This is a genomic window from Endozoicomonas sp. 2B-B (genome assembly GCF_053470045.1).
The window spans coordinates 1,377,005-1,392,027 of sequence record NZ_JBLZMU010000001.1 but is presented as its reverse complement, the minus strand read 5'-3'; the positions used below and the strand labels follow the sequence as shown (position 1 = coordinate 1,392,027).

Here is a 15,023-nt window from a genome sequence, read left to right as displayed (position 1 = left end):
TACTTATATTGATGACACTGTCGTTTTCTGTCGTTGGTCAGGCTGAATTTTGGAAAGGTCATTTTATTGTCGCGCTTGAACTGAATGCAAGTTGTCCAAATCTGAGTTTTTCCATCAAGCGTGACCAACCTGGATTACCGGGAAACCCGTCCGACATTGCTGACACAAACAACTATGCAGGATCTGACTCTCTAGCCGAAGACAAACGACAAAGAGAAGATGGCTATGGAGTTCAAATGTCCCTCAATGAGTTGATTTCCTGGCAGTGGCTTCATGCCACTAATCTGCTGATTGCTTACGAACTGACCCTGTCGACCAGAGACGTTCCTCTAAGCTACCCCGCTTTTACACGGCTGCCTGTGGACGTGGTTGTCGCTATCGGCTGGCTTTTAAAAAGCTATTGGCCCCCCAATTCACTGCTGTTAAACACAATTGAAAGACAATCGGCAGTTATATTGAAAAAGCGGTATCAACCATTTTCGATCACCACTGTGATGGCAGGCTGTGAACATGACCAACAAAAAGGACAATCATCAGAATCATCTGTTCAGCAAACCCCCGCCACTCACATCTGCCCTCCAGGCCATTTCACCAGCATACTGTTTTCCTCTTCTGAGGAAGGGAACGGAGACCCTCAGCAATACCAACATACGTTGGATTTAGACTGTTTCGTCTACCCCTGTAATGGCATTTGCAAATTTCGACCATCATCCGAAAGCGGAATGCTGGATTTCCTGAACAGTTGGACAGACGACACAGAATTGACATACGGACAAAGCTCATACCTACAATTGGCCAATAGACCTTCCTATGGTTGCCTCAGTCATTCTCAGACTGAAAGCACTGGACATGACCAGCAAAACTCACTTTTGGAAGCATTGAATAATCCCCCCGCCATTCAATTGCAATATACTTCTGGACAACTCATTCGGACACACGACACTGATGGCATCCGACCCTATAATCGCAGCTCTTTTGACGGGGTCGCCTTAGACGGGGTCGCCTTAGACGGGGTCGCCTTAGACGGGGTCGCCTTAGACGGGGTCGCCTTAGACGGGGTCGCCTTAGACGGGGTCGCCTTAGACGGGGTCGCCTTAGACGGGGTCGCCTTAGACGGGGTCGCCTTTGACGGGGTCGCCCTGGACGGGGTCGCCCTGGACGGGGCTGCCTTAGACGGGCTCGCCCCGGTCTCAATGGGTGTAAGGACAGCCACAGCCCTGGTCAAACAAGAAGCCTGCAACGAAATAGGGACCATGAATAATGATCAACATTGGCGCTACGGAATGGTCAGTGAGAGTTCTAAAGCCATGACAGAACACAAAAAAGCAGCCCACAGCGGACAACAAACCTGTGCTGTAACCACAGTTGGAAAGGATGGCCAGCAACAACCATGTGGGAGGCTTTTTAAGAATGCCCGGTCATTGTCAACTCATAAAAGCAAATGCCACGGTGGGCAAAAAACCTGTGACATGACAGTGGTCGGGGAGGGTGGCCAGGAGAAGTCATGTGGGACAGTCTGCAGGAATCCTGAAGCCCTGCGGACTCACAAAAGAATTGCCCACACCGGACAACAAACCTGTATCGTGATCGTGGTCGGAGAGGATGGCCAGCCACGACCATGCGGAACGGTCTGCAAGAACAAAGAAAGCCTGATCTCTCACAAAAGCAAAATCCATAGTGGGCAACAAACCTGTGCCGTGACAGTGGTTGCGGAGGGTGGCCAGCGGCGTCCATGCGGGAAGATCTGCGAGAATGCAAAATCCCTCTACACTCACAGAAGCCTATGCCACAGCGGGCAACAGACCTGTGTCTTGACCGTCGTCGGGGAGGATCGTCAGGAGCGACAATGCGGGAAGGTCTGCAAAAATGCTATTGCTCTGTCGAATCACAAAAGAAGCAAACATGCCAGGCAACAAACCTGTGGTGTGATCCTGGTCAGCATGGATGGTCAGCGGAGGCCATGTGGGAAGGTCTGCAGGAATCCCGGAGCCCTGCAGAATCACAAAAGAATTGCCCACACCGGACAACAGACCTGTAACTTAACAGTCGTCGGGAGGGATGGCCAAACGGGGCAATGCGGGGGAGTTTTCAAGAATCTTCAATCCCTGAAATCTCACAAACTCCGGATCCATAGTGGGCAAAGAACCTGTGACGAACCCGTCGTCCGGGAAGACGGCCAGCAGCGGCCATGCGGTAAGGCCTGCAAGAATAATGCAGCTCTAATGTATCACAAAGGCATACATCGAAAACGCAAGCCTGTGAATGTGAACCAGACCGGTGACCTCAGTGCACCTGAAAGTAAGAAGAAAAAGTAACGACCATTAGACGACTTCAATGAGGTTTTACCCGCCGCAACCTCTGATTTATGGCAGAGGTTTTTTACAAGAAGTTTTTTGACAGAAAAGCACACTTATTTTTGATCTATCCTTCCTCTCTGTAGACCAGAATGCAAGGATAGAATTATTAAACACTCACTCTTTTCAGCAGCGTTGTTGTTGTTGTTGCTCCTGTCCTTCCCTTTCATCTCCCGGGCTGAGTCGTTAACAATACATTTTATTATCGAGCTTGAACAGAATACAAACTTTCCACCTGATAAGAAACCATACAGAGCCACCAGTTATGGCGTGAAAACGTTCCCTTTGAGCTCCAGGCCCTATTCATGGGTACTAATAGCAGCCTTTGTTGATGTCGGCCAGCTTTTAAAAAGCTATTGGAATCCGGACTCAGCCCTGCTTAACCCTATTGAACAAATGGAGGCGACCTCTATGCTGACACAGGGAGATTACTCGCTTGCGACTATCACTGCGATGTTTAGCTCCGGGCAAAACCCACCACAATACCAACAATCAAAATCATCTGGCCATCAAGCATCACAAGCTAACAAACAACCTGCAGGCTCTTTCATTAGCCCTCTGTATTTTGGTTCTGGCGGCGGTAAAGGAGGCCCGCAACAGCACTTACATACTTTGGGCTTAAATTGTTTCATCTATCCCTGTTATGGCGTTTGTCGATTCCGATCATCATTCGATAGCAGAGCATCCGCCGGGTGGCCTCTGGGTTCAGTTGGAAGCTCGACAGACCACACAAGGGCGTTACCTGAACAAAGTTCATGCCCTCATTTGGCTAATGGATACTGCTTTAGTTGTATAGGTCATTTTGATTTTCTAAACGCTACAGACTTCCGACAAGGTTTGCCTTTCGAGAGCATGGAGTTTTTTTCTGACATTCAACTCCAATGTACATCTGTCCAACTATTTCAGGCGCATAGCATTGTTATCAACCCAACCAGAAGCTGCAACTATAAAGAAGAGGTTGATTCAGGTGAGGTCAATATAGAGGAGGCCGACTCAGACGAAATCGACGTAGAAAAGATCGACTCAGACGAAATCGACGTAGAAAAGGTTGACTCAGACGAAATCGACGAAGAAAAAGTTGACCCAGCCACAATAGGTCCCAGGTTAACCTGTAGAGTAAACCCTTCCAGGCAGCGAAGCTGTGAAGTGATCCTGGTCAGGAAGGAGGGTCAGAAGCAACTATGTGGGGTGCTCTGCGTGAATGCGAAAGCCTTGCAGGAACACAAAAGAAGAGAGCACGGCGAACAAAAAATCTGTTACCTGACCAGAGTCGGAAAGGATGGTCAGCAGCAGAGATGTGGGATGGTCTGCAAGAATCCTAAAGCCCTGTCGGATCACAAAAGAAAAGACCACTCCGGGCAACAGGCCTGCGACAAGATCGTTGTCACAGAGGATGGCCAGAAGCGACTATGCGGGAAGATTTGCAAGAATATTCAGGCGCTTTCATGCCATAAAAGCAGATACCACACCGGTCGCAAAACTTGTAACCTGACCGTGGTCACAGAGGATGGCAAACAACGGCAATGTGGGTTGACAGTGGCGAATGCTCGCGCCCTGGCGGATCATAGAAGTAGACACCACACCAGGCAAAAAACCTGTGACTGGATAGTGATCGGAAAGAATCGACAGCAGCGACTATGCGGGAGAGTCTGCAGAAGTACCAGAGCCCTGTCGGATCACAAAAGAAAAAACCACAATGGGCAAAAAACCCGCGACGTAACAGTGGTGTGGAAGGATAGTCAGCGGCGGCCATGCGCGATGGCCGACAAGACGACCCAGGTCCTTTACAGTCAAAAAAGAACACATCGAAAACGCAAACCAGTGCCTGACGATAACTCAGGTCTCTGACAGAAAAATTCAGTTATTTTTTGATCTATCCTTCCTCTTTGTAAACCAAAAGGCAAGGATAGAATTGTTAAACACTTACTCTTTGCGACACCGCTGTTATTGCTGCTTTCGTTGTTTGCAGTCTGTCAGGCCGAACCCTGGACAGGACGGTTTACTGTCGAGCTTGAACAGGATAAAGATTCTCCGGGCCAGAGCTTTTCTATAAAGCATAATCAACATACATCGTCAGGCAATCCATCCGATATTGCTCACAAAAACGGCTGCACAAGATCAGCTTCGCCGTCTGGTGAAAAACGACAAAGATCGGGCAGATACGAGATTAAATCGACCATCATTGAGTCAGTTTCGTGGCAATGGTTTTGTGCGGTTCATCTGTTGGTTGCTTACGAACTGCTCCTGACCACCAAAAACAACCCTCTAAACTCCAGCCCTTATTCGTGGGTACCTTCAGAAGTGGTTGTCGTTGTCGGTTGGCTTTTAAAAAACTATTGGAATCCCGATTCACCTTTATTTGACCCAATCGAACAACAGACGACATCCATGTTGACACAGGAGGATTATCTGTCTGAGATCCTCATTACTATGTATGGCTATGGACAAAATCCAACACAACACCAGCCATCAGAAGCATCCGGTAAACAAACCCCACAAACCACTAATCTCCCAAAAGGCTCTCTCACTAACCCGCTTTATTCTGACACTGACGGCGGTAACGGGGGCTCTGAACAACTCTCACATACTTTAAGTTTAAATTGTTTCGCTCACCCCTGTAACGGCGTTTGTCGATTCAGACCATCAACCGATGGCAAAAGGCCCGCTGAATGGACGCTGAATTACCAGGAAATCTCGTCAAACTGCACAGAAACCCACCCCGGACAAGGCTTATACCCTCATTTTGCCAATGAACATAACCCCTCCCAACGACAAGCGCATCAGCCTGATGATGCAACAACGCTCAACACTGATGATTTGGTTATAATCAACGGACTGCTCAATCTACGTAATCAAAGTTGTCCCGAAGAATCCGAAATCTCCTTCACGCTTAGCCATCTCACATCCCATGCGGGGATTTCAAAAACAGAACAAACAGTCACTCACTCATCCCAATTGGATCAAAGCTCATCTCATATTTCCCGGACAGACAGAGTACAAGCCATAAACAATAACGAACAACTAGCCTGTGGCTTAACAATAGTTGGCGAGAATGGCCAGCCGCAGCCGTGCAGGAAAATCTGCAAGAATGTTTATGCCTTGTCGGTTCATAAAAGCAGATACCACACCGGACAGAGAGCCTGTTACGTGATGGTGGTCGGGGAAAGTGGCCTGCAACAGCAATGCGGAAAGATCTGCAAGAATGCCAGTGCACTGTCAAATCACAAAAGAAGAGAACACACCGGAAAACAAATCTGTGGCGTAACGGTGGTCCTGGAAGATGGCCGTACACGACTATGCGGGACGGTGTGTAAGAATGCCGATACCCTGTCTACTCACAAAAGAAGACACAAAACCGGTCAACAAACCTGTGACGCGACCGTTGTCGGGAGGGATGGTCAGCAGCAGCCATGCGGAAAGGTTTTCAAGAATGCCCTCGCGCTGGCGGATCACAAATACAAATATCACCGCGGCCAACAAACCTGTTCTATGTCCATGGTTGGAGAGGATGGTCTCTCGCGGCCGTGCGGGACGGTCTGTATGAATACTAATTCACTGATGAATCACAAAAGAAGGTATCATACCGGACAACAAACCTGTGACATGACCGTGATCGGCGAGAATGGCCAACAGAAGTGTGGGAAGGTCTTCATGAATGCCAAAGCTCTGTCGACTCACAAAAGCGCCTGCGATACCAGACGACAAACCTGTATGCTGCCAGTGACCGAAGACGGTGCCCAGCCGCGGCCATGCGGAAAAGTCTGCAGCAACAAGAGTAAGCTGGCGGATCACAAATACAAGCACCACAGCGGGCAGCAAACCTGTTATATGACTGTGGTCGGAGAGGATGGCCTTCGACGACATTGCGGGACTGTCTGGAAGAATCCTAACTCCCTGATGAATCACAAAAGAAGACAACACACTTCAGAACAGACCTGTTACGTGACCGTGATCGGGAAGGATGGTCGGCAGCGGCGATGCGGGAAGGTCTGCAAGAATGCAAGCTCGCTGGCGGATCACAAATACAAATATCACAGCGGGTACCACACCTGTCATATGACCGTGGTCGGAGAGGATAGTCTCCCCCGGCAATGCGGAATGGCCTTGAAGAATGCCAATTCCCTGACTAACCACAAAAAAAGATACCACACCGGACAACAAATCTGTGACGCGACCCTGGTCGGTGAGAATGGCCAGATGTATTCATGCGGGAAGCTCTTGAATAATGCAAAAGCCCTTTCGGATCATAAAAGAATACATCGAAAACGCAAGCCTGTTGATGCAGACAGGGACAAAGACCTCAACCCTTGATCTGACAGCAGCCATTTCATGAGGAAGACAAAAAAACACGCTTATTTTCTTGATCTATCCTTCCTCTCTATATCCCGAAACGCAAGGATAGAATTATTAAACTCTCACTCTTTGCGGCACTGCTGTTGCTACCGTTGCTGTCTTTCGCCTGTCAGGCCAAAGCATGGACAGGGCGCTTTACTGTTGAGTTTGAACAGAATACGGGGTTTAAAAAACAAAAATTTTCTATAAAACCTGACCGGTCCACATTGTCGGCATTGCCGGGCAACCCGTCAGACGTCACTGACACACGCGGCTATGGAGGATCGTATACACGGCCTGATAAAAAACAACACAATTCGAGTGGTTACCGGGTAAAAACAACCATCGTTGCGTCAATTTCGTGGCACTGGCTTTACACCACGAATCTGCTGGTTGCTTTCGAGCTGATCCTGACAACCAAAACTTCCCCACTGAGCTCGAGCAATTATTCTTGGGTACCTGTAGAGGTGGTTGTTGCTGTCGGCTGGCTTTTGAAAAGTTACTGGAACCTCGATTCAGCCCTGTTTAACCCGTTGGAACAACTCAGTCTGAGCGAACAACAAGAGACGACATCTTTATTGAAACAGCAGGACCATCCGTTTGCGTCCATCATCACTGTCTACGGCTCTGGATATACCCCACCGCAATATCAGCCTCCAGAGTCATCCGGCCAGCAACCCCCACAAACCACTCCTCTGCCTATAGGCTCTCTCACTAATCCGCTATATTCTGGCACTGGCGACGGTAACGGGGATCCTGAACAAATCCTGCATACTTTAGGTTTAAATTGTTTCGTCTACCCCTGTCATGGCATTTGTCAATTCCGATCATCACCCGAAAACAGAGGGGCCAATAAGTGGCCACTCAATGATGATGCGCCAATGTCAGGACATTTGCCTATCTCCTCTGATGACTGGGCTATGGTTAGAGGGTTACTCAATCTACGTGGTCATAGTCTTCCTGAAGAAACCGGTATTTCCTGTATACCTATCCCTTCAACAGAGACTTCGGTAGCACAACCAACAAGACAATCATTCCAATCTGAGCAAAGTCCACCTCATCTTTCCCAGACAGGCAAATTACAAGCTTCGGAAACGCTTGAATTAGCAGGAACTTCACCTTCGGGTTGTTTTCCTTTTAAAGGAGATACCCACTGCCGACGAACCCTGACGAATCACAAAAGTAAACGGCAGACGGGGGAAAAAACCTGTGACGTGACCATGGGGGTTGACCAGCAGCGGCCATGCGGGACAGCCTGCAAGAATGCTCTATACCTCCAGAAGCACAGAAGAAAGGACCACACCGGACTTAAAACCTGTAGCATGGCCATAGTCGGGAAGAATGGCCAGCGGCAACCATGCGCAAAGATCTTCAAGAACGCTCAAGCCCTGTCGGCTCACAAAAGCAAATACCACTCCGGGCAAAAAACCTGTGACGTGGCAGTGCCCGGGGAGGATGGCCAGCAGCAGACATGCGGAAAGATCTGCAGGAATGCTCAAGCGATGTCGGATCACAAAAGCAGAACCCACACAGGACAAAAAGTCTGTGATTTGACCCTGTTTTTGGGGAATGGTCTTAAGCGGCCGTGCGGAAAAGTCTGCAAGAATACGCTAAGTCTCCTGGAGCACAAAAGAAGCGCCCACGCCAGACAACAAAAACAAACCTGCAGAGTGCTCATCGTCGGGAAGGATGGTCAGCAGCAGCCATGCGGGGCAGTCCGCAAGAATGCCAGACACCTCTTTGAACACAGAAGAAGCGCCCACACCGGACCACAAACCTGTAGCATTACCGTAGTCGGGAATGACGACCAGCAGCGACCATGCGGAAGAGTTTACAAAAATGCCAAAGCCCTGTCCGATCACAAAAGCAGAGTTCACAGCGGGCGAAAAACCTGCAACGTGACCATAGTCGGGGAGGATGGTCATCAGCAACCATGCGGGAGAGTCTGCAAGAGTGCTGTAAGCCTCATGGAACACAGAAGAAGTGCCCACACCGGACTGCAAACCTGTAGCATGATCATAGTCGAGGAGGATGGCCAGCAGCGACCATGCGGAACTATTTGCAAAAGTGCCAAAGCCCTGTCGGATCACAAAAACAGATTCCATAGTGGACAACGAACCTGTGACCTGATCATAGTCGGTAATGATGGTCAGCAGCAACCGTGCGGAAGTGTTTGCAATAGTGTCAAAGCCCTGTCGGATCACAAAAGCAAAATCCATAGTGGACAACAAATCTGTGACGTGATCATAGTCGGTAATGATGGCCAACTGCGACCATGCGGGAGTGTCTGCAAAGGTGTCAAAGTGCTGTCGAATCACAAAAACAGAGTCCATACCGGACAACAAACCTGTGACGTGATTGCGGTCGGGAAGAATGGCCAGCAGCAGCCATGCGGAAAATTATACAAGAATCTTGGCAGCCTGCAGGATCACAAAAGAAGAAAGCACGGCGGGCAAAAAACCTGTAACCAAAAAGTGGTCGGGGAAGACGGTCAGCAGCGGCTATGTGGAACGGTTTGTCAGAATTTTCAAACCCTGTCAAAACATAAAAGAATACATCGAAAACGCAAGCCTTTTGATGCAGGCCTCGACAATGACCCCAGCCCTTGATCTGATGCCTGCCCTTTCATAATGATTTTGCCCTTCACGGCCTTTAATTTCTGACAGAAAGTTTTGATAGCAAAACACGATTATTTTCTTGATCTATCCTTCCTCTCTTTAAACCAGAAAACAAGGATAGAATTATTAAACACTCACTCTTTGTTGTACTGCTCTTACAGTTGCTTTTGTCATCTGTCGTTTGTCAGGCGGAATTATTGACAAGAAATTTCATAATTGAGCTTGAACAAAATGTCGGCTCTCCAAAAGAGAACTTCACTATAAAGCCTGACCTGAATACATTGCCGGGTTGCCATTCAGACATTGCTGAAACAAACGGCTATGTGAGATCAGACACGCCGCCTGATAACAAACTAGAAAAAACCTGCGGTTACTACGTTAAAACGAACCTCATTAAGTCAATTTCACGGCAATGGCTTTATATCACGACTCTACTGATTGCCTACGAACTGAGCCTTACCACCAAAGACATTCCCCTGAACTCCAACCCTTATTCATGGCTACCTGCAGAAGTGGCTGCGGCTGTCGGCTGCCTTTTAAAAAGCTATTGGAACCAGGATTCATTTCTGTTTAACCCGATTGATCAACAGTCGACTTCTATTTTAACGCATGAGAATCGCCCGTTTACGACCGTCACAACAATGTTTGGCTCAGGGTGCAACCCACCACAACAGCCGCCGCCAGAATCATCCAGCCAGCAAGCACCAGAAGCCACCACTCAGACTATCGGCTATTTCACCCGTCTCCTTTTTTCTGATTCAGACGACGGTGGCGAGGGCCCTGAACAACACTCACACACTTTAGCTTTAAATTGTTTTGTTGATCCCTGTCGTGGTGTTTGCCAATTCAGAGCAGTTAGCGGAACGGCAGCTGAATGGCCACTTGATGATGCGCAGACGCCCTGGAATGAGTCTTCCTTCTCAGATGATTTCAGCATAATCAATGGGTTAATCAATTTAAGTAACACTGAGCCTCTTGAGGAAACCGGAACTTCTTTCACGCCTGCCCTTTCAACACCGCCAATAGGGACTTCAGAAACACAACAAACAACAGGGTCATCACGATTAGGTCAAAGCCTGAGTCCTCTTGTCCATTTACGCCCAAAGCAAGCCACAGTCCAAAGCAGGCAACGAATTTGTGACCTGGCCCTGGTCGGGAAAGATGGCCAGCAGCGGCCATGTGGGAAGGTCTTCAAGAACAGAGATTCACTGTGCTCTCACAAAAGCGGCGTCCACACCGCACAAAAAATCTGTGAAGTCAGAATGATCAGGGAGAATGGTCAGTGGCGGCCATGCGGGAAAATCTGCAGGAATGCTAAAGCCCTGATTAATCACAAACACAATCACCACAACGAGCGGCAAACCTGTGACGTAACCGTGGTCAGGGAGGATGGTCTCCCGCAGCCATGCAGAATACTCTGTAAGAATGCTAGCGCCTTGACCGATCACAAAAAAAGACATCATACCGGGCAAAGAGTCTGTAACCTGACCTTAGTCGCAAAGGATGGTCAGCGGCGACCATGTGGGGCGTTCTGCAAAAGTGCTCAAGCCCTGTCGGATCATAAAAGAAGACACCACACCGGGCCAAAAACCTGTGACATAAACATAACTGGTGAAAATGGCCAGCAGCGGCCATGCGGGAAGGTTTGCAAGAATGTTAAAGCCCTGTCATCTCACAAATTCAGAGAGCATAACAGTCGACAAACCTGCGACGTTCCAGTAGTTGGTAAGGATGGTCTGAAACGATCATGCGGAACGGTCTGTCAGAATGCTCAAACCCTTGCGGAGCATAAAAGAGTACATCAAAAACGCAAACCTGTTGATGCAGGCCGGGACAATGACTGCCCCCCTTGATCTGACACCTGTCCTTTCATAAGAAAGACACAAAAACACGCTTATTTTCTTGATCTATCCTTGCTCTCTGTATACCAGAAAGCAAGGATAGAATTATTAAACACTTACTCTTTGCGGCACTGCTGCTGCCGATAATTTCGTTATCCGTCTTCTGTCAGGCCGAAGTGTTGACAAGAAGTTTAATAGTCGAGCTTGAACAGAATGCAGGTTCTCCAAAACATTCCTTCTCAATAGATCGTGACCCGGATACATTTTCAGGCGATACATTGTCAGATACATTGTCAGGCCATCCATCAGACATTACTGACACAAACGGCAACTCAGGACCATGCTCACAGTCTGATAACAAACCACACAGGTCCGGTTATTACGAGGCAAAAACAACCATCATCAAGTCTGTCTCATGGCAATTGCTTTACGCCGCGAACCTGCTGCTTGCTTACGAACTGATCCTGACCAACAGAAAAGCTAACCCAGACTTAAATTCTGATTCATGGCTGCCTGTAGAAGTATTGTTTGCTGCCGACTCGCTTTTAAGAAGCTATTGGAACCAGGATTCACTGCTGTTTAATCCGATTGAACAACAGGCAAAGTCTATGTTGACACATGGAAACCACCCGTTTGTGACCATCACGACAATGCTTGACTCTGGACATAACTCACCAGAATACCCACCGCCAGACTCTTCCGCCCAGCATGCTCCGCAAGCTACCACCCAGACTGTAGTTTATTTCACTTATCTCTTGCATTCTGACTCTGGTGACGGTGACGAAGCGCCTGAACAACACTCACACACTTTAGGTTTAAATTGTTTCGTCGATCCCTGTCAGGGCGTTTGTCGATTCCGTGTATCATCCGATAACAGAGAGCCGACTCAATCGTTACCTGGTCATGTGCGAATGCCAGGGAATGCGTCTGTCACTTCTGATGATTTGGTTATAATCAGCGGGTTACTCAATCTGCGTAATCGTAGTCCTCTCGGAGAAACCGGAATTCCCTTTACACTTAGCCATTTCACCCCCCCAATCAGGACTTCAGAAATACTACCAACAGCAACGGCATCAACCCAATTGGATCAAAGCCCACCTTATCTTTCCAGGACAGGCACAAACCGGGCAACAGTCCACAGCGGGCAACAATCCTGTAAGGTGACCCTGATCGGGGAAGATGGCCAACATCGACCATGTGGGAAGACCTGCAAGAATGCTCACGCCCTGTCGGTTCACAAAAGCAGATACCACACCGGGCAAAAAACCTGTACCGTGATAGTGATCAAAGAGGATGGTCAGGAGCAGCTATGCGGGACAGTCTGTAAGCATGCAAAAGCCTTGTCAGAGCACAAAAAACGAGATCACACCGGCCAACAAATCTGTGATGCAACTGTGATGTGGAAAGATGGCCAGCTGCAGCCATGCGGGGCTGTCTGCAAGAATGCGAAAAGCCTGTCGAATCACATAAGAAGGTACCACACCAGACAACAAACCTGTGACATAACAGTGGTCGGAGTAAATGGCCTGCAGCGGCCATGCGGAAGGTTCTGCAAAAATGCACAAGCTCTGTCGGTTCACAAAAGCAGAGTCCACACCGGGCAACGAACCTGCGCCCAGACAGTCATCGAAAAGGATGGCCAGCAGCGGTTATGCGGGGCTCTCTGCAAGAACGCTCAGGCCCTGTCGGATCACAGAAGCAGATACCATAGCAGACAGCGAGCCTGTGACGTAACCCTGATCGGTGACGACGGTCAACAGCAGCCATGCGGGAAGGTTTGCAAGAATACAAAAGCCCTGTCATCTCACAAAAACAGAGAGCACAGCGGGCAAAAAACCTGCAACGTATCCGTGCTAGCGGAGGATGGCCAGCCAAAGCCATGCGGGAAGGTCTGCAAAAATTCTCCAGACCTGTCGAATCACAAAAGAATACATCGAAAACGCAAACCTGATGATGTGAACCAGAAAGATGACCTCAGCCTTCAGTCAGATAAACTGAAATAAGTAGCTACGCTTATCTGAGCTTTCAAGAAGTTTTGCCCAGTGCAGCCTTTAATTTTTAACAGAAAAACACACTTATTTTCCTGTTCTATCCTTCCTCTCTGAATACCAGTATGCAAGGATAGAATTATTAAACACTTAATCTATGCTACATCGCTTTTGCTGCTACCGTCATTGTCTGTCACCTGTCGGGCTGAACCTTTGACCAGTCATTTTGTTGTTGAGCTTGCACAGGATGCTGGTTCTCCAAAACAGAACTTTGCTATAAAGCCCGGGTGGCATACATTTTCGGAAGACCCGTCAAACATTACCGACACAGACGGCTATACAGAGCCTGACCTGCCACCCGATGACAAACGACACAGACTTATTACATACGGAGTAAAGACGACCGATACTGAGTCGATTTCGTGGCAATGGCTTTACGCCACAAACCTGATGATTGCTTACGAACTGATCCTGAATACCAGAGACCCTTCCCCGTACTTCCCCCTTTATTCATGGCTATCTGTGGAAATGGCTATCGCTGCTGGTTGGTTTTTAAAAAGCTATTGGAACCTCAAATCGCCTCTGTTTAACCCGAACGGACAGATTACGGCATCTATTTTGACACAGGGCGATCACCCATTTGCGATCACCACTATGACGCCTGGCGCTGGACATTACCAACAGCAAGGCCAACCAACAGAAACATCCGACCAGCAAGCCCCAAAAACCACCGCCTATTTTACAAGCTCTTTCATTCAGTCTCTGTATTTTGGCTCTGCCGATGGTTACCGTGATCCTCGACAAGACTCACATACTTTGGGTTTAAATTGTTTCATCCATCCCTGTCATGGCGTTTGTAGATTACGACCATCACCCGATAATACACATTCAATGATTGCAGAGGCAGCAATTACTAATCCTTCTGGGCCAATCAGTGATGATGCACCAACGCTCCAGGGTTCGACTGTCACCGCTGATGATTGGGTTATAATCAAAGGGTTACTCAGTCTGGGTGGTCACAGTCTTCCAGAACAAGCCGGTATTTCCTTTACGCCTTTCCATTCCAACCCCTCAATGGGAACGTCAGAAACACAAGAAACAAAAACAGAACCATCCCGACCGGCCTCAGGCACAACTCATCTTTCCCGGATAACCTCAATAAAAGCGACAGACCAGAGTGTGCAACCAACCTGTGAAATGACCCTTGTCGGGGAAGATGACCTGGAAAGGCGATGCGGAAAGGTTTGCAACAGTGCCAGAACCCTGTGGGATCACAGAAGAAAAAACCACACAGGGCCACAAACCTGTGAGGTAAGCGTAGTCGAGGGTCATGGCCAGCTGCGACCATGCGGGAAAGTTTGCAGGAGTGCCAAAGCCCTGTCGGCTCACAAAAGCAGAAACCATACCGAGCAAAAAGCCTGTGATGTGTTAGTGTTCAGGAAGAATGGTCGGCTACAGCCATGCGGAAGGGTCTGCAGAAATGCTGGTGCCCTGTCGGATCACAAAAGCGGACACCACTCCGGGCAAAGAACCTGTGACGTGCAAGTAGTCGGGGAGGATGGAGTGTCGCAGCCGTGCAGTAGGATCTGCAAGAGTACTAAAATCCTGTCGGATCACAAAAGAAGATACCACTCCGGGCAACAAGCCTGTGACCTGAAAGTGGTCGGGGAGAATGGTCAACTAAGGGCATGCGGAAAGGTCTGCAATAGTTCACATGCCTTGACGGAACACAAAAGGAGACATCGAAGGCGAAAGCATGTTGATGCGGATCAGGACAATAACTTCACTCATGATCTGACACCCAGCCTTCCACAAAATTAATCAGGAGCAATCTTTAGATTTAAATATTGGTTCTTTTTCAAAAGATTTTATACAGAAAAACACGCTTAT

The 15,023-nt window shown here is 48.5% G+C and carries 7 protein-coding genes; all 7 read left to right on the top strand.

Annotation, left to right across the window (positions count from 1 at the left end; translation table 11 throughout):
- Positions 1–11: 11 nt before the first annotated feature.
- Entirely contained in the window at positions 12–2,315 is a 2,304-nt protein-coding gene (locus tag ACOMHB_RS05810; RefSeq protein ID WP_448215850.1) for a pentapeptide repeat-containing protein, read from the top strand.
- Between the two features lie 180 nt (positions 2,316–2,495).
- A complete protein-coding gene (locus tag ACOMHB_RS05805) occupies positions 2,496–4,202 on the top strand; it encodes a hypothetical protein (RefSeq protein ID WP_448215849.1) in 1,707 nt (568 codons plus the stop codon).
- 111 nt (positions 4,203–4,313) lie between these two features.
- The gene (locus tag ACOMHB_RS05800; protein ID WP_448215848.1) at positions 4,314–6,665 is read left to right on the top strand and encodes a hypothetical protein; all 2,352 of its coding nucleotides are present in this window, start codon (positions 4,314–4,316) and stop codon (positions 6,663–6,665) included.
- 125 nt (positions 6,666–6,790) lie between these two features.
- Positions 6,791–9,295 carry a hypothetical protein gene (locus ACOMHB_RS05795; protein WP_448215847.1) on the top strand — a complete coding sequence of 835 codons (2,505 nt, stop codon included), beginning with the start codon at positions 6,791–6,793 and terminating at the stop codon, positions 9,293–9,295.
- Positions 9,296–9,501: 206 nt separating this feature from the next.
- Entirely contained in the window at positions 9,502–11,157 is a 1,656-nt protein-coding gene (locus ACOMHB_RS05790) for a hypothetical protein (protein WP_448215846.1), read from the top strand.
- Positions 11,158–11,324: 167 nt separating this feature from the next.
- Positions 11,325–13,148, top strand: a complete 1,824-nt coding sequence (locus ACOMHB_RS05785) for a hypothetical protein (protein WP_448215845.1) — start codon at positions 11,325–11,327, stop codon at positions 13,146–13,148.
- A gap of 198 nt (positions 13,149–13,346) precedes the next feature.
- Positions 13,347–14,954 carry a hypothetical protein gene (locus tag ACOMHB_RS05780; protein ID WP_448215844.1) on the top strand — a complete coding sequence of 536 codons (1,608 nt, stop codon included), beginning with the start codon at positions 13,347–13,349 and terminating at the stop codon, positions 14,952–14,954.
- Positions 14,955–15,023: the final 69 nt, after the last annotated feature.

What these genes read in the sequence shown, in the direction of transcription:
- ACOMHB_RS05810 (WP_448215850.1), top strand. Translation starts at nt 12, where the DNA reads ATGACACTGTCGTTTTCTGTCGTTGGTCAGGCTGAATTTTGGAAAGGT.